The organism is Kitasatospora sp. NPDC023176 (genome assembly GCF_055560495.1).
Genome location: NZ_JBVHIP010000012.1, coordinates 169852 through 189567, shown reverse-complemented (window position 1 = coordinate 189567; position 19716 = coordinate 169852). Strand labels below are relative to the sequence as shown.

At 71.7% G+C, this 19716-nt stretch carries 17 protein-coding genes; 9 read left to right on the top strand and 8 right to left on the bottom strand.

All coding sequences use genetic code 11. From position 1 onward, the window contains the following. The first annotated feature begins 20 nt into the window (after positions 1-20). On the top strand, positions 21-1244 hold the full coding sequence (locus tag ACZ3YL_RS19280) for an acetate kinase (RefSeq protein WP_465658646.1): 1224 nt from the start codon (positions 21-23) through the stop codon (positions 1242-1244). A 94-nt stretch (positions 1245-1338) separates the two neighbouring features. Next, complete coding sequence (gene pyk, locus ACZ3YL_RS19275) at positions 1339-2766, top strand: pyruvate kinase (protein ID WP_465658644.1); 1428 nt, start codon at positions 1339-1341, stop codon at positions 2764-2766. Positions 2767-2837: 71 nt separating this feature from the next. On the opposite strand, the gene ACZ3YL_RS19270 is transcribed toward pyk, so the two are convergent. The 4 genes from ACZ3YL_RS19270 to ACZ3YL_RS19255 all read right to left on the bottom strand — a co-directional run bounded on the left by ACZ3YL_RS19270 (position 2838) and on the right by ACZ3YL_RS19255 (position 7562). Continuing rightward, complete coding sequence (locus ACZ3YL_RS19270; protein WP_465658642.1) at positions 2838-4274, bottom strand: hypothetical protein; 1437 nt, start codon at positions 4272-4274, stop codon at positions 2838-2840. After that, positions 4271-4984, bottom strand: a complete 714-nt coding sequence (locus ACZ3YL_RS19265) for a DUF6114 domain-containing protein (RefSeq protein WP_465658640.1) — start codon at positions 4982-4984, stop codon at positions 4271-4273. Before ACZ3YL_RS19265 ends, ACZ3YL_RS19270 begins: the two co-directional genes overlap by 4 nt. Before the next feature lie 132 nt (positions 4985-5116). Beyond that, positions 5117-5788 (bottom strand): DUF6230 family protein, encoded by a 672-nt coding sequence (locus ACZ3YL_RS19260; RefSeq protein ID WP_188303909.1) that lies wholly within the window; start codon positions 5786-5788, stop codon positions 5117-5119. A 775-nt stretch (positions 5789-6563) separates the two neighbouring features. Beyond that, on the bottom strand, positions 6564-7562 hold the full coding sequence (locus tag ACZ3YL_RS19255; RefSeq protein ID WP_188303908.1) for a tetratricopeptide repeat protein: 999 nt from the start codon (positions 7560-7562) through the stop codon (positions 6564-6566). Between the two features lie 330 nt (positions 7563-7892). Here ACZ3YL_RS19255 and ACZ3YL_RS19250 point away from each other — a divergent pair, with 330 nt between their 5' ends. Next, the gene (locus ACZ3YL_RS19250; RefSeq protein ID WP_188303907.1) at positions 7893-8576 is read left to right on the top strand and encodes a TetR/AcrR family transcriptional regulator; all 684 of its coding nucleotides are present in this window, start codon (positions 7893-7895) and stop codon (positions 8574-8576) included. Between the two features lie 125 nt (positions 8577-8701). On the opposite strand, the gene ACZ3YL_RS19245 is transcribed toward ACZ3YL_RS19250, so the two are convergent. The 3 genes from ACZ3YL_RS19245 to ACZ3YL_RS19235 all read right to left on the bottom strand — a co-directional run bounded on the left by ACZ3YL_RS19245 (position 8702) and on the right by ACZ3YL_RS19235 (position 11606). Next, a complete protein-coding gene (locus ACZ3YL_RS19245; protein ID WP_188303906.1) occupies positions 8702-10387 on the bottom strand; it encodes an acyl-CoA mutase large subunit family protein in 1686 nt (561 codons plus the stop codon). A 267-nt stretch (positions 10388-10654) separates the two neighbouring features. After that, positions 10655-10993: a DUF3817 domain-containing protein gene (locus ACZ3YL_RS19240; protein ID WP_188303905.1), complete on the bottom strand. Its 339-nt coding sequence runs from the start codon at positions 10991-10993 to the stop codon at positions 10655-10657. A 76-nt stretch (positions 10994-11069) separates the two neighbouring features. Next, positions 11070-11606 (bottom strand): MarR family winged helix-turn-helix transcriptional regulator, encoded by a 537-nt coding sequence (locus ACZ3YL_RS19235; protein ID WP_188303904.1) that lies wholly within the window; start codon positions 11604-11606, stop codon positions 11070-11072. A gap of 497 nt (positions 11607-12103) precedes the next feature. On the opposite strand from ACZ3YL_RS19235, the gene ACZ3YL_RS19230 reads away from it, so the two are divergent. Beyond that, complete coding sequence (locus ACZ3YL_RS19230) at positions 12104-13732, top strand: M4 family metallopeptidase (protein WP_188303903.1); 1629 nt, start codon at positions 12104-12106, stop codon at positions 13730-13732. Between the two features lie 415 nt (positions 13733-14147). Beyond that, positions 14148-15770, top strand: coding sequence for a M4 family metallopeptidase (locus ACZ3YL_RS19225; protein ID WP_465658632.1), 1623 nt, complete (start codon positions 14148-14150; stop codon positions 15768-15770). 161 nt (positions 15771-15931) lie between these two features. On the opposite strand, the gene ACZ3YL_RS19220 is transcribed toward ACZ3YL_RS19225, so the two are convergent. Continuing rightward, positions 15932-16249, bottom strand: coding sequence for a DUF3817 domain-containing protein (locus ACZ3YL_RS19220; protein WP_188303901.1), 318 nt, complete (start codon positions 16247-16249; stop codon positions 15932-15934). 245 nt (positions 16250-16494) lie between these two features. Between ACZ3YL_RS19220 and ACZ3YL_RS19215 the strand changes: the two genes are divergently transcribed. The 4 genes from ACZ3YL_RS19215 to ACZ3YL_RS19200 all read left to right on the top strand — a co-directional run bounded on the left by ACZ3YL_RS19215 (position 16495) and on the right by ACZ3YL_RS19200 (position 19689). Beyond that, complete coding sequence (locus ACZ3YL_RS19215) at positions 16495-17298, top strand: DUF2127 domain-containing protein (protein WP_188303900.1); 804 nt, start codon at positions 16495-16497, stop codon at positions 17296-17298. 80 nt (positions 17299-17378) lie between these two features. Beyond that, complete coding sequence (locus ACZ3YL_RS19210; RefSeq protein ID WP_188303899.1) at positions 17379-18017, top strand: AIM24 family protein; 639 nt, start codon at positions 17379-17381, stop codon at positions 18015-18017. Then, positions 18017-18667 carry an AIM24 family protein gene (locus ACZ3YL_RS19205; RefSeq protein WP_465658628.1) on the top strand — a complete coding sequence of 217 codons (651 nt, stop codon included), beginning with the start codon at positions 18017-18019 and terminating at the stop codon, positions 18665-18667. The genes ACZ3YL_RS19210 and ACZ3YL_RS19205 overlap by 1 nt, the downstream gene beginning before the upstream one ends. Positions 18668-18888: 221 nt before the next feature. Then, positions 18889-19689: an AIM24 family protein gene (locus tag ACZ3YL_RS19200; protein WP_223242017.1), complete on the top strand. Its 801-nt coding sequence runs from the start codon at positions 18889-18891 to the stop codon at positions 19687-19689. Positions 19690-19716 lie beyond the last annotated feature (27 nt).

Sequence of the window (19716 nt, the reverse complement as noted above, 5' to 3'; positions counted from 1 at the left end):
GAGCGCAGCGAGGTGGGCGCATGAGTGGAGGGACGCGCGTTCTGGTGCTCAACGCCGGCTCCTCGTCGGTGAAGTACCAGCTGATCGACATGCTGGACGGCGACCGGCTGGCCTCCGGGCTGGTGGAGCGGATCGGCGAGCCCGGCGGCCGGCTGGTGCACACCCCGCGCGACGGCGGGAAGCGCGAGCTGTCGCAGGCCTTCCCGGACCACTCGGCCGCGCTGAAGGCCGTCGCCGAGGAGCTGTCCGCGGACGGCCTCGGGCTGGACTCCCCCGAGCTGGCCGCGATCGGCCACCGGGTGGTGCACGGCGGCAAGCGGTTCACCGAGCCGACCGTGATCACGGACGAGGTGCTGAAGGAGATCCGCCGGCTGATCCCGGTCGCGCCGCTGCACAACCCGGCGAACATCACCGGCATCGAGGTGGCCCACGCGCTGCGGCCGGACCTGCCGCAGGTGGCCGTGTTCGACACCGCCTTCCACGCCTCGATGCCCGAGTACTCGGCCCGCTACGCGATCGACAAGGCCGTCGCGGACGAGCACCGGGTGCGCCGCTACGGCTTCCACGGCACCTCGCACCAGTACGTCTCGCGGGCCACCGCCCGGCTGCTCGGCAAGGACCCGGCCGAGGTCAACGTGATCGTGCTGCACCTGGGCAACGGCGCCTCCGCCTCGGCGGTCAGCGGCGGCCGCTGCGTGGACACCTCGATGGGCCTGACCCCGCTGGAGGGCCTGGTCATGGGCACCCGTTCGGGTGACATCGACGCCGGGGTGGTGTTCCACCTGCACCGGGTCGGCGGCCTGTCCGTGGACGAGATCGACGACCTGCTCAACCGCCGCAGCGGCCTGCGCGGCCTGTGCGGCGAGAACGACATGCGAGAGATCATGCGCCGCGCCGACGAGGGGGACACGGACGCGAGGCTCGCCTTCGACGCGTACGTCCACCGGCTGCGCAAGTACATCGGCGGCTACTACGCGGTGCTCGGCCGGGTGGACGCGATCGCGTTCACCGCGGGCGTCGGGGAGAACGCGGCGCCGGTGCGCGCGGCGGCCACCGCCGGGCTGGAGGAGCTGGGCATCGCCGTGGACCCGGAGCTGAACTCGGTGCGGTCCGGCGACGCCCGGATCATCTCGCCCGAGTTCTCCCGGGTGGCGGTCGCGGTGGTGCCCACCGACGAGGAGCTGGAGATCGCCCGACAGGCCTTCGCCCTGGTGCACCGGGAAGGTGAACAGTCCGAGGACTGACACGGAATTGTCTCGCCCCTCGGGATCATTCGTCGGCGATTCCTCCCGATCCGTGCCGAATGCACCTATAACACGAACGGATAGACTGATCCATATGCGCCGAGCGAAAATTGTCTGCACCCTGGGTCCGGCGACGGACTCCTACGAACAGCTGAAGGCCATCGTCGAGGCGGGCATGAACGTCGCCCGACTGAACATGAGCCACGGCAACCACGCGGACCACGAGGAGCGGTACCGCAAGGTCCGCCAGGTCTCGGAGGACACCGGCAAGGCCATCGGCGTCCTGGCCGACCTCCAGGGTCCCAAGATCCGTCTGGCGACCTTCGCCAACGGCCCGGTGACCGTCGACAACGGCGACGAGTTCACCATCACCACCGAGGACGTCCCCGGTGACCAGCACATCTGCGGCACCACCTACAAGGGCCTGCCCGGCGACGTGAAGCCCGGCGACCCGATCCTGATCAACGACGGCGTCATCGCCCTGGAGGTCGTCAGCGTCGACGGCCCGCGGGTGAAGACCGTGGTGGTCGAGGGCGGCGTGCTCTCGAACAACAAGGGCATCAACCTGCCCGGCGCGGCCGTGAACGTGCCCGCCCTGTCCGAGAAGGACAAGGACGACCTGCGCTTCGCGCTGCGCCTGGGCGTCGACATGATCGCCCTGTCCTTCGTCCGCAACGCGGACGACATCAAGGACGTCCACGAGGTCATGGACGAGGTCGGCATCCGGGTGCCGGTCATCGCCAAGATCGAGAAGCCGCAGGCCGTCGAGGCCATGGAGGAGATCGTCCTCGCCTTCGACGCCATCATGGTCGCCCGCGGCGACCTGGCCGTCGAGTACCCGCTGGAGCGGGTGCCGCTGGTCCAGAAGCAGCTGATCACCCTGGCCCGTCGCAACGCCAAGCCGGTCATCGTCGCCACCCAGATGATGGAGTCGATGATCCACGCCTCGCGCCCGACCCGCGCCGAGGTCTCCGACGTCGCCAACGCCATCCTGGACGGCACCGACGCGGTGATGCTCTCCGCCGAGTCCAGCGTCGGCAAGTACCCGGTCGAGACCGTCCGCACCATGAGCCGGATCTGCGAGAAGGCCGAGGAGGAGCTGGTCTCCCAGGGCCTGCAGCCGCTCAACCCGGGCCGCAAGCCGCGCACCCAGGGCGGCTCCGTCGCCCGCGCCGCGTGCGAGCTGGGCGACTTCCTGAACGGCAAGGCCCTGGTCGCGTTCACCAAGTCCGGTGACACCGCGCGCCGGCTGTCCCGCTACCGCTCGCCGATCCCGGTGGTCGCGTTCACCCCGGACTCGGCCACCCGCAACCAGCTCTCGCTGAGCTGGGGCGTCGAGTCGTACGTCACCGAGCAGGTGGCCACCACCGACGCGATGGTCGCGCAGGTCGACCGCGAGCTGCTGAAGATGGGCCGGCTGACGCAGGGCGACACCGTGATCGTCACCGCCGGTGTCCCGGTCGGCATCCCCGGCACCACCAACATGGTGCAGGTGCACCGCCTGGGCTCGCACGGCGAGTAGGCGGTCCCGCGAACGCCCGTGGGGCGGCTCCTCCTCGACGGAGGGCCGCCCCACGGGCGTCGTGCGTTCCGCTACTTGTCGCTGTAGGGCGCGTTGTCGTTGAACAGGTGCATCCCCGGGATGTGCAGGGTGCCGCCGAACTGGCCGGCCTGCTTGGCGGTGACCCCGGTCAGCTCCAGGTCCAGTGGGATCGGGATGGCGCCGATCAGGTCGTACAGCCAGCGCGGCAGGGTGTCCGGGGTGAGGGTGATCTCGCCCAGGTCGATCGGGATCGGCAGGCCCAGCAGCTTGGACAGGTGGCCGGACAGCCGCTCCACGTACATGGTGACCGGGCCGTTGCGCATGGTCGAGGTCGAACCCGGGGCGCCCTGGACGTGGAAGGTGACGCCGTTGCCCTCCAGGGTCGACATGTCGAGGTTCTCGATGTCCACGTTGTCGACCACGAACTTCAGCACCCGCTTGGTGCCGGTCGGGGACTTCACGTCGTAGACGCCGTGGAAGACCGCGCCGTGCAGGCCGAGCCGGCTCGTCTGCAGCGTCCAGTTCTGCTCCGGGACGACCTGCTCGGTGGAGGCCGCGCCGGCGGTCAGACTGCGCGCGTCCACATCGCAGTTGGGGTTCGCGGTGGGCGAGGCGGACGGGGTCGCGGTGGCCGAGGAGCTCGCCGAAGCACTCGCCGTCGGGGCCGGCTTCGCACCCGGCTTGGCGCCGGAGGCGGTGGCGGCCGGCGAGGGCTGCCCGCCCGAGGGCTGGGCGGCGGACGACTGGGCAGCGGACGGCTGGGCACCCGACGACTGGGCGGCGGGCGGCGCGGCCTGCCCGGAGCCGGCGGCCGGGGACTGCGACGGGGCGGGCTGCGCCGGGGTGCCGACCCGCGGGGCCGGGGCGGCCGGCCCCTGGGGGGTGGCACCGGGTGTCGCGCTCGGCGTCGGACCGGTCGGACTCCCCGGGTTCAGCAGGTGGTTGATGCCGCCGACGAGGTCGTCGATCAGCCCGGCCTGGCTCGCGGTGGCCGTCCCGTCGCCGGTGCCCCGGTAGACCGCGCTCACCGCGCCCGAGCCGCCGGTGGTGGCGGAGCGGACGGCGGACGGAGTGGTCGTGGTGGCCGGCGGCTTCACCGGCGCGGTGGTCGGCGCCGCGGTCGGCGTCCGGGTCGGGGTGGTGGTCGGCACCGAACTCGGGCCGGCCGAGGGCGTCGACACCGTACCGGGTGTGCCGGACGACGCGGGCGGCGGCTCGGGCAGCTCGCTCTTGGGGACGGGCGTCTCGATCGGCGTCACGTCCGGGACGGCCACCGGCGCGTTGCCGCACGGCTTGCCCGCCGCGGACTCGGCGACCGCCGGGTTGGGCGTGTAGGCCGCGGCCATCAGCAGCGCGGTCGGCACCGCGGCCATCGCCAGGGCGCGGCCTCTCAGCCGGACCCGGATCGGCGTGCGCGGCGCGGCGTGCCGGCCGGAGCGCTGCGCGGGGACGGCCGTGCCCTCTGCTTGCTCGGCCGGCCCGCTCACCGCGCCTCCTCCTGCTCCCCGGCGGCGGACTGCCGCGGGACGGCGGCCTCGGCGGCCGGCTCGGCGGCGGGCTCCTTCGGCGCGGCCTGGGCGGGCAGCTTGGCGGTGGGGGCCTCGGCAGCCGGGGCCCCGACGGCTTCGGCCGTCCCGGCGGCGGTCTCCGTGGCTGCGACGGTCTCCGTGGCTGCGGCGTTCTCCGTGGCTACGGCGGCGGCCGGCTCGGTGGCGACGCTCTCCGCCACCGCGTTGTCCGCCGGCCCGCCGCGGCGGGCGCGCCGCCCCTTGACCGGCGCGGTCGACGGCTCGGGCAGCGGCGCCCAGGAGACCATCAGCCCGCCGCCGATCAGGCCCGGCAGCAGCGACAGGCCGAAGCCCGCGAGGTTGGAGACCGGGATCGAGACCAGCGTCAGCAGGATGGTCGCGATGCCGGCGAAGACCCGTACGGCGGGCTGGAACCAGGCGGTCAGCCCGAGGATGATCATCAGTACCCCGATGATCAGTGACCCGGCGCCCGCCGTGGTGGACATCGCGATGGTCAGTCCGCCGAACGTGAGGTGCGCGTACGGGAAGTAGAGGATCGGGACGCCGGCGATCATGGCCAGCAGGCCGCCCCAGAAGGGCCTGGAGCGGCGGAATTCACGGAAGTGCCGCCAGAGCCACCCGACGGGGTTCTGCTGGCGGGGCCGCGTCTCGACCGTTGCGCTGGACATGGTGCAACTCCTCGACGTCGCTACGAGGGAAGAACAATGGGGGTGGGCCGGGAAGCGGCGGTCGCCCGCCGCCCCCGGCCCGAAGTGGCCTCGTCACCACGGCACGCCGGTCGGCGTGCCGTCAGACGGGACTCAGAAGCACTCGTTGCCCGGGCCGTCGCCGCTCTTCAGCGCGAGGTTCAGGCCGTTCAGCTTGAAGGTGCCGGCCGAGGTGGCCCGCGCGGTCTGCTGAACGCCGCTCAGGTCGGCGGTCTTGGCGGACTGGGCGAAGCCGGTCGCGCCGGACGGCAGGCCGGCGCCGCCGCCCGCCTTGGTGACACCCGCGTGCGGGGCCCAGCCCTGGGTGGCCGTACCCGAGAGGGTGGAGGCGTCCTGGCCGATGTTCATCTGGGTGAAGGTCGCGTCGGCCTTCAGCTGCTCAAGGTCGATCAGCAGGTTGTCGGCCTGAACCGGCTTGCCCGCCTCGGTACCGGCGTGCAGCTGGAGGGTGATCTTGCCCAGGCCGAAGGCGGACAGGTCCGTCACCACCGACTGGCACAGGTTGGTGATGTCGGCGTGGTCGAAGGCCGAGACCGCGACCGGGTGCGGCTTGCCGTTCGCCTCGATGTCGACCGAGCCGAACTGGGCGAAGTTGTTGCCGTGCAGCTGGTCGGTGCTGACCTTGAACTGCTGGCCGGAAATGCTGAACGAGGCGGCGAGCGCGCTGTTGGCGATCGAGACGCCGACCATCGCGGTGGCCGCGACGCTCGGCACCATCACCAGGGCGAAGCGCTTCCAGCGGGTCTTGCCGTAGGTCTTGGACATGCGAGTCCTCCTTCTAGGACGTACATCTCCGGCTCCCCGGCGGCGCGTCCCGCACCGGTGGGGGCCTGGGATGGGAGAGAGCTACGTCCTCGGTAGCGGAGAGCGCCGCGGGCGTCGGCGGACGCGGGAGCGGCCTGCGTACTGCGGCACTCCCGTCCAGGAACCGGCCGTCCTTGCGGGACGACGGGTCGGACCGACGACATCGGCGATCACCCCCGAGCGACAACCAGCGACCGCGCAGGGCCGCGCGGCCGGTCGAGGACAGGAACCGCCGTGGGACCGCGGATACCCCCCTGCCCTCCCTACCGCCGGCCAGGGGCCGACGGATCACCCGGTGGGGATCCCGCGCTCCGCTTGGCCGACCGGCTGTCGGAGGGTGTGGAGTCTGGGGACCGGGCGTGGCCGATCGTGCTTGAATCCCGGGCGAAGCACAAGGGGTGCCTTACTGACGGGTAATGCAACAGCAGGTGGCATTGATCATGGAATGGCCCCGAGTTGCACCGTGCGTGACGTGTTGAAGGAAACGTGACGACGAAATCTACCGGAAACACTAGCGAAACACCCGTGGGTAGTCACTGAACGTGACCACCCACGGGTGAAATCAAGATTTGGTAAACCTCTGTCCGGTTGACCGGATTGTCGCCAAATCACCAGGCGACACCGCAGGTCATCCGACGTGCCAGGCACTCGGTGCCAGGCCCCGGCCGGGCCCTGGCCGGGCACCCGGAAGCGGCGCCCGCGAGCACGGTCCGCGAGCACGGCCCGCAGGCACGGCTCAGAACAGCACGCGCGCCAGCGCCGTACGGGCCGCGACGACCCGCGGGTCCTCCGGGCCGATCACCTCGAACAGTTCCAGCAGACGCAGCCGGGCGGTGTCCCGGTCCTCGCCGAAGGTCCGGCCGACGGTGGCCACCAGGCGCCCGAAGGCGTCCTCGACATGACCGCCCACCAGGTCCAGGTCGGCGGCCCGCAGCTGGACCGCGACGTCCTTCGGGTCGGCGGCGGCCGCCGCGCGGACCGACTGGAGGTCCAACCCCTCGACCCGCTTGAGCAGTTCGGCCTGGGCCAGGCCCAGCTTGGCCTCGGTGTTGCCCGGCTGGTCGGCCAGCACGTTCCGGTACGCCTGGATGGCCCCGCCCAGGTCACCGGCGTCCAGCGCGTCGTGCGCGGCGGACAGCGCCGGGTCCTCCGGCCGCTGCGGGGCGGCGGCCTCGGCCTCACCCGGGACACCCGCACCGCCCGCGCCACCGGAGATGCCGAAGCGCTGCTCGGCGACCAGGATCAGCTGGTCCAGCACCTTGCGGACGTTGGCGGCGCTCTCCGCGCCCTGGAACAGCGGCACCAGCTGGCCGGCCACCACGGCCATCACGGCCGGGATGCCCTGGATACCGAACTGCTGGGCGATCAGCTGGTTGGAGTCCACGTCGATCTTGGCGAGCACGAAGCGGCCGGCGTACTCCTCGGCCAGGCCCTCCAGGATCGGGCTGAGCTGCTTGCAGGGCCCGCACCACTCGGCCCAGAAGTCGATGACGACCGGCACCTCGTTGGAGCGCTGGACGACCTCGGTCTCGAAGGTGTCCTCGGTGACGTCGATGACGAGCTCGTAGACGGGCTGGGGGGCGACTCCGTCCGCTTCGGCGGCGGCCGCCTGGCGGGCCCGCTCGGCCCGGGCCTGCTCGGCCTTCTGGGCGGCCTCTCCGGCGGCCTTCACTGCGGCGAGGTCGACCGCGCCGCGCAGGGCGGCGCTGTTGGGACGCGAATTCCGTGGCTGCATGGCACCATCCTCCCCCGTCCGCGCTGCTCGCGGGCACCAACCTCGGGAAAGTCGCCCCGCGCGGGCTGCGCGGTGCGGGTTCCCGGTCGGTGCACCCTTCCCCCGGTAGCCTGAACCGTTCGGCGCGGATCCCCACCCGCACCCGCGCCGCCCCGTCCCACGGGTGCGGCGCCTGGTTGTCACTGCTTTCGCTACAGGTCGTAGCGTAACTGGAGCCGGTGCCCCGGCCGCAAGCCCCACCGACGGTTCGGGGACGTGACCTGCCCCACTTTCCCGGTCCGCCCGACTGCCCGAATCGGCCGACAGTCGCTACCGTTACCAGTCCCACCCATGTTACTTACCAGTACATCGCAAGGAGACCCGGTGTCGGCCGCCCAGCCCTCCGCGAGCCCGGACGACGCCGTCCGCAACAGCACCGTCCGGGCCAAGGGCCGCCCGCGCAGCGCCGCCGCCGACCTCGCGATCCTCGACGCCACCCGCGAAGCCCTCGCCGAACTCGGCTGGGGCGGGCTGACCATGGGCCACGTCGCCAGCCGCGCCGGAGTCGCCAAGACCACGCTCTACCGCCGCTGGCCCTCCAAGAACGAACTCGTGGTCGACGCCGTCGCCAGCCTCTTCGACGATCTCGTGATGCCCGACCTCGGCAGCCTGCGGGCCGACATCGAGGCCGTGGTGGGCCAGTTCGCCGACCTGCTGGCCCGCCCCGAGACCCAGACCGCGCTGCTCGCCCTGTTCGCCGAGGGCACCCGCGACCCCCAACTGCGCCGCCGGATCAGGGAGGCGATCGTGGACCCGCAGAAGCGGCTGGTCCGGCAGGGCCGGGCCGCCGCCCAGGCGCGCGGCGAACTCGAGGCGGACACCGGCACCGCATCCGCCCGGGAGGAGGTCGACATCATCTTCGACACCATCGCCGGCACCGTCGAACACCGCGTCCTGGTCAGCGGCGAGCCGATCACCCCCGAGTGGACCCGCCGCTTCACCGACCTGCTGCTCGGCCCGCTCACCACCGGCTGAGCGACCACCGCCGGGCGCCACCGACTGGGGGCCACCGCCGGGGGCCACCGACTGAGGACCACCGGCTGAGGGCACGCCGAAGCCGCCGCACGGAAGTCCGTACGGCGGCTCGGCGGTTCAGGCGGTCAGAACGCCGCGTTCTCCTGGTACGTCCCCCACTCCTGCCGCAGCGCGTTGCAGATCTCGCCCAGGGTCGCCTCGGCGCGCACCGCGTCCAGCATCGGCGGGATCATCGACTCGCCCGAGCGCGCCGCCGCCAGCATGGCGTCCAGCCCGGCCCGCACCGCCGCGTCGTCCCGGGCCGCCTTGCGCTCGCCCAGCACCCGCACCTGCTCGCGCTCGACCTCGTGGCTGACCCGCAGGATCTCCAGGTCGGGGGTGACGCTGCGGGGGTGGCAGTTGACGCCGACCACGCGCTTGTCCCCCTTCTCCACCGACTGCTGGTACTGGAAGGCCGCCTCGGCGATCTCGCCGGTGAACCAGCCCTCCTCGATGCCGCGCAGGATGCCGGAGGTGATCGGGCCGATCCCGTGGTCCTCGCTCCCCCGGTCCAGGATCCGCTGGAAGATCGCCTCGGCCTGCTGCTCGATCCGGTCGGTCAGCGCCTCGACGTACCAGGAACCGCCCAGCGGGTCGGCCACGTTGGTGACGCCGGTCTCCTCCATCAGCACCTGCTGGGTGCGCAGCGCGATCTCGGCGGCCTGCTCGGAGGGCAGCGCGAGAGTCTCGTCCAGCGCGTTGGTGTGCAGCGAGTTGGTGCCGCCGAGCACCGCGGAGAGCGCCTCGACGGCGGTGCGCACCACGTTGTTGTACGGCTGCTGCGCGGTGAGCGAGACGCCCGCGGTCTGGGTGTGGAAGCGCAGCCACTGCGCCTTGTCGGTCTTGGCGCCGAAGCGGTCGCGCATCCAGCGGGCCCAGATCCGGCGGGCGGCGCGGAACTTGGCGATCTCCTCGAAGAAGTCGAGGTGCGCGTCGAAGAAGAAGGACAGGCCGGGCGCGAAGACGTCCACGTCGAGGCCGCGGGACAGGCCCAGTTCGACGTAGGCGAAGCCGTCCGCGAGGGTGTACGCCAGCTCCTGCGCGGCCGTCGCCCCGGCCTCGCGGATGTGGTAGCCGGAGACGGACAGCGGCTTGTACGCCGGGATGCCCTGGGCGCAGTGCTCCATCAGGTCGCCGATCAGGCGCAGGTGCGGCTCGGGGGCGAAGAGCCACTCCTTCTGGGCGATGTACTCCTTGAAGATGTCGGTCTGCAGGGTGCCGTTGAGCACCGCCGGGTCGACGCCCTGGCGCTCGGCGGCGACCAGGTACATGCAGAAGATCGGGACGGCCGGGCCGCTGATCGTCATCGAGGTGGTGACCTCGCCGAGCGGGATGCCGGCGAACAGCACCTCCATGTCGGCGGCCGTGTCGATGGCGACGCCGCAGTGGCCGACCTCGCCGAGCGACTTGGGGTCGTCCGAGTCGTAGCCCATCAGGGTCGGCATGTCGAAGGCGACCGAGAGGCCGCCGCCGCCCGCGTCCAGGATCATCCGGTAGCGCTCGTTGGTCTGCTGCGCGTTGCCGAAGCCGGCGAACTGGCGGATGGTCCAGGTGCGGCCGCGGTAGCCGGTGGGGTGCAGGCCGCGGGTGAAGGGGTACTCTCCCGGCCAGCCGATCCGCTCGAAGCCCTCGACGGGCTGCCCGGGGGCCGGGCCGTAGACCGGCTCGACGTCGTCGCCGGAGAGGGTGGTGAAGTCCGCGTCGCGCTTGCGGGCCTTGTCGTACCGCTGCTGCCAGCGCTGCCGTCCGCGCTCGATGTCCTCGGCGTCCATGGGCCGAACTCCGCTCCGTACGGCCGCCACGGCACCGGGCGGCACAGCTATTAGGACGTCCTACTAATTTACTCGGACGTCCTAGTAATTGTCGATGGAGGCCCGCCGGAGAATCCGGGGAAGGCGGGGGCGGAAACGCCGGGGACGCCGGAGGCCGGAAGCCCCGGGAACGGCGGGGCGGGAAACCCCGGGAACGACGGGGCCGGAAACGCCGAGGGCGCCCCTCCCCCGGATTGGGGAAGGGGCACCCTCGCGGAGCCGCGGGCCTCAGACGCCGGCCGGCTGGCGGGCGCCGCCCGCCGGGAGCTGCTCGGCGGCCTCGCGGGCCACCCGGCGCTCGAAGACGAAGGACAGGAACGGGATGCAGCCCGCCGCCAGGGTCAGCACCAGCCGGCCGAGCGGCCACTTCAGCTTCTGCCCGAGCATGAAGGTCACCACGAAGTACCCGATGTACAGGTAGCCGTGCAGCATCGCGACGTAGGTGGTCAGGTCCTCGGCGGTGCTGAAGCCGTACTTCGCGACCATGAAGCCGCAGAACACCAGCAGCGCGCAGCCGGTCGCAATGGCCAGGCCGCGGTACCAGCCCAGCAGGGGGGTCGCCTTCATTCTCTTCCTCGCCTCGCTCGGCATTTTCCGCTGGTACGCCCGGATCCGCGCACCGCTCCCACGAGGGTAGCCGCCCTCACGGCCGCGCCCGAGCAGCCCCCTCGCCCGGATCGGCGAAGTCGCCCGCCGCGATGCGCAGCGGCTTGAGCAGGTCGAAGACCTGGCGGCACTGGTCGGGGCCGTACTCCTCCAGCCCGAACTCCATGGCCATCAGCTCCCGGGTGGCCTCCTCGACCACCTCGCGGCCGCGCCCGGTGATCGCGGCGAGCACGCCGCGGCCGTCCAGCGGGTTGGGGCGGCGGGCGACCAGTCCGGCCCGCTCCAGCCGGTCGACGGTGTTGGTGACGCTGGTCGGGTGGACCATCAGGCGCTCGCCGATCTTGGAGAGCGAGAGCTCGCCGGTCCGGCTGAAGGTCAGCAGCACCAGCGCCTCGTACCGGGCGAAGGTCAGGCCGTACGGCTTGAGCACCGCGTCGACCCGGGACAGCAGGATCTGGTGGGCGCGCATGATCGAGGTGATCGCCGCCATCGAGGGCACGGTGCCCCAGCGGCGGGCCCACAGTTCGTCGGCGCGGGCGATCGGGTCGAAGTCGAGTGCGAGGGGCTTGGCCACCTCCTTACCGTACCGGCGGACGGGACGTGTGCTACCAGCCGTCCTGATGGTGGACAAGCGCGACGCGTGGCGGGATCCCGCCAATCGGACTGCCAGGTCCATACCTGGACATTGCGGCGGTGTGAATGGAAGGCAACGGGCCTCCGGCGCAACGGGGTTGGGCGTCGAACGCGCGAACGCCCCGGTACCAGGCCTCGCTTCGGATCGAAACCCGCTGAAAGTCCGGGCGAAAGATCCCCTTTGTCCTTCCGTTCACATTCCTTCGTCTTGGCGGGACTTGGCCAATTCATGAGGAAGACCTGTCATTTGATTTGCTCGATTGTCATGCTTTCGGCCAACCCCGTTCGACCGCCACCACCCCCACCCAACCGGTGGCAGCCGCCCGAACGCTCGGGGTCCTCGCACGTCAGCGCCCGTCCCGCCCCTCAGGTGCCGACCCCGGCCCCCGGGACGCGGCGCGACCGCGCCCACACGCGGTTTCCCGGAAGGACTCGTCCGTGAAGCGAAAGCTCGCCGCAGTCGCCGTACTCTCCGCCACCGCCCTGCTCACCGGTGTCGTCCAGGCCGGTGCGGCCCAGGCCGGCCCCACCCCGCAGGCCCAGGGCACCCAGCAGCTCTCCGCCCTGCTCGCCCAGGCGAACGGCCAGGCCGGCAAGGTCGCCCACGCGCTGGCCCTCGGCGGCCAGGAGCAACTGGTGGCCAAGGACGTCGTGGTGGACGCCGACGGCACCCGCCACCTCCGCTACGAGCGCACCCTCGCCGGGCTCCCCGTCCTCGGCGGCGACCTGGTCGTGCACCAGAAGGCGGACGGCAGCACCACCGCCGTCGACAAGGCCGTCGGCGCCGAGCTGGCCCTGCCCAGCCTCACCCCGCAGATCCCCGCGGACAAGGCCGCCGCCCAGGCCACCGGCGCCGTGCAGTCCACCGTCGGCATCACCGTCGACGAGGACGAGGCCCCGCTGACCGCGGTGCACCAGACCGGCAAGGCCGAGCTGGTGGTCTGGGCCACCGACGGCAACCCGCGCCTGGCCTACCGCACCACGGTCGAGGGCGAGCGCGCCGACGGCACCCCGAGCCGTCAGCTGCTGGTCACCGACGCGGCCAGCGGCCAGGTGCTCTCCACCCACGAGGAGGTGCAGACGGCCTCCGGCACCGGCAAGGGCGTCTTCGTCGGCTCCGTCCCGCTGACCACCACCCAGAGCGGCAGCTCCTACCAGCTGAAGGACGCCACCCGCGGCGGCCAGGCCACCTACACCCTGAAGAACAAGACCTCCGGCACCGGCACCCTGGTCGCCAACACCACCAACAGCTTCGGCAACGGCCTGGTCTCCAACACGGAGTCCGCCGCCGTCGACGCCCAGTACGGCGCCGCGGCCACCTGGGACTTCTACAAGAACACCTTCGGCCGCAACGGCATCAAGAACAACGGCGTCGGCGCGGCCAGCCGCGTCCACTACGGCTCCAACTACGTGAACGCCTTCTGGGACGACAGCTGCTTCTGCATGACGTACGGCGACGGCGCCAGCAACACCCACCCGCTCACCGCCCTGGACGTGGCCGGCCACGAGATGACCCACGGCGTCACCTCCGCCACCGCCGGTCTCAACTACTCCGGCGAGTCCGGCGGCCTCAACGAGGCCACCTCGGACATCTTCGGCACCATGGTCGAGTGGTACGCCAACCTGGCCTCGGACAAGCCGGACTACCTCATCGGCGAGCAGATCAACATCAACGGTGACGGCAAGCCGCTGCGCTACATGGACAAGCCCTCCAAGGACGGCGCCTCGGCCGACTACTGGTCCTCCACCGTCGGCAACAAGGACGTCCACTACTCCTCGGGCGTCGCCAACCACTTCTTCTACCTGCTCGCCGAGGGCAGCGGCGCCAAGACCATCAACGGCGTCAGCTACAACAGCCCGACGTACAACAACTCCACCCTCGCCGGCATCGGCCGGGACAAGGCGGCCGCGATCTGGTACCGCGCGCTGACCACCTACTTCACGTCCACCACCAACTACGCGGCGGCCCGCACCGGCACCCTGAAGGCGGCCTCCGACCTGTACGGCGCCGGCAGCGCCGAGTACAGCGCGGTCGCCGCGACCTGGACCGCCGTCAACGTCAACTGACGCACGGCGGAGGGTGAGCAGGACGCCCGGGGCCTCGTTGGAGGGCAGGCCCCGGGCGTCCGCCCATGCCCGCCCGGGGGCGGGCGGCCGTCAAGCCCGTCCCGGTGGCGGAGTCCCGCCAGTCGGCGCGAACCGGTGGATTCCGGGCATCGGGCCGCAGCCGAACCATCCGCACCGGCCCTGGCGACTCCTGGCCAATCCGCGCGGGCACCCTGTCCTTCCCCGGCCTGGATTGTCATGCTTATGACCAAGCTCCCGTTCGACACCCCGCCTCCCCCACCCGACCGGCAGGGCGTCAGAAGCCGCACGGCAGCCGCACGTCCGCGCCCTACCGCCCCAACGGCGCCACCCCCGGTGCCCCGGTACGCGGCGCGCCCGCAGGCACCCGCGGGTCTCGTGGAAGGAACAGGCCTCCATGAAGCGAAAGTTGACCCTCCCCGCCGTACTCTCCGCCACCGCACTGCTGGCCGGCGTCGTCCAGATCGCCGCCCTGCCCATGGCCCAGGCGGCCGTGCCCGGCCGGCCGGCGGCCGCGCCGCTCACGCTGGCCGCCGCGCAGAGCGCCCCGCTCGCGCGGCAACTCGCCCTCGGCAGCCAGGAACGACTGGTCGTCAAGGACGCCCTGGTGGACGCCGACGGCACCCGGCACCTGCGCTACGAGCGCACGTACGCCGACCTGCCGGTCCTCGGCGGCGACCTCGTCGTCCACCAGCGCCCGGACGGCACGGTGGCCTCGGTGGACCGGGCCTTCGACGGCCCCCTCACGCCGACCACCACCACCCCGGCCCTCACCGCCGACCAGGCCGCCGCGCGGGCCACCGACGCCGTCCGGGCGACCGTCGGCCTGGCCGCGGACGCGGACGAGCCGGCGCTCAGCCGGGTGGACGGCGCCGGCCCGACCGAGCTGGTGATCTGGGCGGCCGACGGCGACCCGCGGCCGGCCCACCGCACGGTGGTCCAGGGCCAGCGGGCGGACGGCACCCCGAGCCGCCAGGAGGTCGTCACCGACGCCGCCACCGGCCGGGTGCTCTCCAGCCAGGAGCAGGTGATGACCGCGACCGGCACCGGCAAGGGCGTCAACGTCGGCACCGTCACCCTGACCACCACCCAGAGCGGCTCGGCCTACTCGCTCAAGGACGCCTCCCGCGGCAACCAGTCCACCACGGACCTCAAGGGCGGCACCTCGGGCAACGGCACCCTGTTCAGCAAGGCCGGCGATTCCTGGGGCAACGGCTTACCGTCCAACCGCGAGTCCGCCGCCGTGGACGCCCAGTTCGGCGCCGCCGCGACCTGGGACTTCTACAGGAGCACCTTCGGCCGCAACGGCATCAAGAACAACGGCGTCGGCGCGGCCAGCCGCGTCCACTACGGCTCCAACTACGTCAACGCCTTCTGGGACGACTCCTGCTTCTGCATGACGTACGGCGACGGCTCGGGCAACACCCACCCGCTCACCGCCATCGACGTCTCCGGCCACGAGATGACCCACGGCGTCACCTCCGCCACCGCCGGCCTCAACTACTCCGGCGAGTCCGGCGGCCTCAACGAGGCCACCTCCGACATCTTCGGCACCATGGTCGAGTGGTACGCCAACCTGCCCGCCGACCCGCCGGACTACCTCATCGGCGAGAAGCTCGACATCAACGGCAACGGCACGCCGCTGCGCTACATGGACAAGCCCTCCAAGGACGGCGCCTCGGCCGACTACTGGTCCTCCACCGTCGGCAACAAGGACGTCCACTACTCCTCGGGCGTCGCCAACCACTTCTTCTACCTGCTCGCCGAGGGCAGCGGCGCCAAGACCATCAACGGCGTCAGCTACAACAGCCCGACCTCCAACGGCGCGAAGGTGACCGGGATCGGCCGGAACAAGGCGGCCGCGATCTGGTACCGCGCGCTGACCACCTACTTCACCTCCACCACCAACTACAAGGCCGCCCGCACCGCGACCCTCAAGGCCGCCTCCGACCTCTACGGCGCGACCAGCGCCGAGTACAAGGCGGTGGGCACGGCCTGGAGCGGGGTGAACGTCAACTGACCACCCCCGCCCGGGCGTGCCGCACGCGCCCTCGGAGCCACTCCCGGTAAGAAACGGCGACAGGCTGCCGCGGCCCTTTGGGAGAGGAGGCCGTGGCAGCCTGTCGACCGTCCACGCGCGGAGGCGGGATCAGGCAGGAGCGGGATCGGGCAGCGGCGGGATCAGGCGGCGGCGGTGGCCGGCCGCAGCTCCCCGCGCTCCTCGCGGCCGAGCATCCGCTCGGCGACGAAGCCGCCGAACGGCAGCACCGAGAGCACGAACAGCAGGACGCCGCGCTTGGCGTCCCACTTCTGCGTCTGCCAGGCCTGGATCCAGAAGACCACGTACAGGATGAACAGGATCCCGTGGACCATGCCCATCACCGGCACGGCGTCGAACGACGTGGTCCGCTTCAGCACCGAGCAGATCAGCAGCAGGATGAAGGAGATCCCCTCCGGGGCGGAGATCAGGCGCAGGCGGTGGACGGCGCTGCTGTTCACGTTGGATACCTCAATACGGGGTCGGAGGCGTGGGCACGCTTGTGAAGCGACTCACAAGCCTTCGGGCCATTATCACCGAGCACATGTCCGAGTCCCGGGCCGGGGGTGGCCACCGTGCCGGATGTCACAGCCACACGCCGGAACCCGGCCGGATGCGGCGGGGCGTCGTCCGTACCCCCTATCCTGCTGCCCGCGCGCCCACCGAACCGGGCGCCGACGGCATCACACACGGGGGTAGCCACCACATGTTCAAGCGCGACTGGGACCGCAGGACCTGCGCGAAGCGCGGCCACATCACCTACCGGCCGACCGAGCCCGAGCTGGCCGGCCGACTGCACGCCGCCACCGCCCTCGGCGACGCCTGGCGCTGCCTGCGCTGCGGCGACTTCGCACTCGGCGCCCCGCACGGCTCCGGCCCGGCCGCGAACGCCCCGCTGGTGCCGCGCGGCAAGGCGCTGCGGGACCTCTTCATCCTGCGGTTCCTGGCCATCGAGCGGGTGCTGCGCGGCGTGATCATCATCCTGATGGCCTGGGGCGTCTGGAAGTTCTCCAACAGCCAGGAGGCGGTGCAGCGGATCTTCGACGAGGACCTCACCGTCTTCAAGCCGGTCGCCGACCACTTCCACTGGGACCTCGACCACGCCCCGATCATCGAGACGATCCGCAAGACCTTCGGCTACCAGAAGAAGACCCTGCTGATCGTCGCGGGCGCGATGATCGCCTACGCGCTGATCGAGATCGTCGAGGCGGTCGGCCTCTGGCTGGGCCGGCGCTGGGCCGAGTACCTGACCGTGGTCGCCACCGCGGCCTTCCTCCCGCTGGAGGGCTACGAGCTGCACGAGCACGTCAGCGCGGTGAAGATCTGCACGCTGGCCCTGAACATCGCCGCGGTGCTCTGGATCATGCTCTCCAAGCGGCTGTTCGGCCTGCGCGGCGGCGCGGCGGCCTTCGAGGCGGAGCGCCACTCGGCCTCGCTGCTGGAGGTCGAGGAGGCGGCCGGAACCGTCCCGCGGCCCGGCCACGGCCACGGGGCGCACGCACGCTCCTGACCCGAACGGATGTCCCGGGTCCGTACCGGTTCACCCCCGCCCCCTCGCCCGGCCGCCCCCGCGGCGGCTAGATTGCGGCCGTGGCACAGTTCAGACTCCAGGGATCGCGGGTGCTCGCCGTCGAGTTGGGCGGGGACGCCGTCAAGGCCCGGCACGGCTCGATGGTCGCCTACACCGGCCAGATGACCTTCAAGAAGCTGACCGGCGGCGGGGACGGACTGCGGGGCATGGTCGCCCGCAGACTCACCGGCGAGCGGATGACCGTCATGGAGGTGAAGGGGCAGGGCACCTGCTACTTCGCCGACAAGGCCACCGAGATCAACCTGGTCCGCCTCGACGGGGAGACCCTCTACGTCGAGGCGGACAACCTGCTCTGCACCGAGGCCGGCCTGCACACCGGCACCAGCTTCACCGGGCTGAACGGCGTCTCCTCCGGCAACGGCCTCTTCACCACCAAGGTGGAGGGCCGCGGCTGGGCCGCCGTGACCTCCAACGGGCCGGCCGTCATCCTGCGGGTCGGCAAGGACATGCCGCTGCGGGTCGACCCGGGTGCGTACATCGCGCACACCGGCGACCTGCACCGCAGCGTGAAGTCCGGCGCGGGCTGGACCACGGTGATCGGCGAGGGCGGCGGCGAGGCCGTCCAGGTGGAGTTCACCGGAGAGGGCCTGGTGTACGTCCAGCCCTCGGAGAAGGTCACCATCGGGGGTGACGTCTGATGGGCTTCACCCGGATCAACGGCAAGATGATCGAGGCCCAGGTGGTGCCCGGGCAGCGGCTGTTCAGCCAGCGCGGGGCGATGCTCGGGTACACCGGGGACGTCCGCTTCACCCCGAACATCACCGGCGGCCAGGGCGGGGTGATGTCGATGATCGGCCGGCGGGTCGCCAACGAGGACACCCCGCTGATGACGGTCGAGGGCCACGGCCGGGTGATGTTCGGCCACGGCGGCCACCACGTGCACGTGATCGACCTGACCGGCGACACCCTGTTCGTCGAGGCGGACCGGATGCTCGCCTTCGAGGGCACCCTGCGCCAGTCCACCGTGTTCCTCGGCTCACAGGGCGGGGTGATGGGCATGGTCCGCGGCCAGGTCAGCGGACAGGGCCTGTTCACCACCCGGCTGGAGGGCCACGGCTCGGTCGCGGTGCTGGCCCACGGCGGCGTCTTCGAACTGCCCATCACACCCGGCCAGTCGGTGCACGTCGACCCGCAGGCGTACGTGGCGCACCGCGGCGAGGTGCGCAACAAGCTGTCCACGGCGATCGGCTGGCGCGAGATGATCGGCCGCGGCTCGGGCGAGGCGTTCCAGCTGGAGCTGTCCGGGCAGGGCACGGCGTACGTCCAGGCGAGCGAGGAGAAGCTCTGATGTCCCACCCGCCGCAGCCGCCGTACGGGGGGCGGTCGCCGCACGACCAGCCGACCCAGCCGGGCTTCACGGTGCCGCCGCACTACGGCCGCTCCACGGACCAGCCGCCGCCTCCTCCCCCGCCGCCGGCCTACCAGCCGCAGGCCCACCAGCCGTACGGCCAACCGCCGCAGGCCCAACAGCCGTACGCGCAGGAGCAGTTCGGCGGCACCCAGGCCCCGCTGCCGACCACCCACGGCGGCGCCGGCCCGGTGGTGTACGACGCGTACACCCTGCCGGTCAACGACAACGTCAACCCGTACGCCTTCGCCGTCCAACTGAACGGCTCGTACTTCCTGCAGAAGGGCAAGATGGTCGCCTACTACGGCGACATCACCTTCCGCGGCGTCGGCGCCGGGATGGTCGACCGGGTGCTCGGCCAGCACTTCAACTCGCCGCTGCACGCGGCGGACTGGGTGGTCGCCCAGGGCAGCGGCAGGCTGCTGCTGGCCGACCGCGCCTTCGACCTCAACTCCTACGACCTGGACGACGGCAACCTGACCGTCCGGTCCGGCAACCTGCTCGCCTTCGACCCGACGCTGCGGCTCAAGCAGTCGATCATCCCGGGCTTCCTGACCCTGATCGGCACCGGCCGTTTCGTGGCCGCCTCCAACGGGCCGGTGCACTTCGTGGAGCCGCCGGTCCGGGTGGACCCGCAGGCCCTGGTGGGCTGGGCGGACTGCCCGGCGCCGTGCCACCACTACGACCACGACTACCTGCACGGGGTGGTCGGCGGCCTGCGGCGGCTGACCGGCATCGGCGGCGCCTCCGGCGAGGAGCACCAGTTCGAGTTCATCGGTGCCGGGCAGGTGCTGGTGCAGTCCAGCGAGAAGCTGATGGCGGAGCGGTCGGTCGGCCGGGTGGACGCCGAGGCGGGCGTCCCGGCCGGCGGGGTGCCGCCCCAGCCGGGTCACGGCGCCGGCCAGCCCAACACGCCGGGTCTCGGTAATCTGGGCGAAATCGGGCGGCGTTTCGGCCTGTAAACTTGTACAATATTTAACTAAATCGGG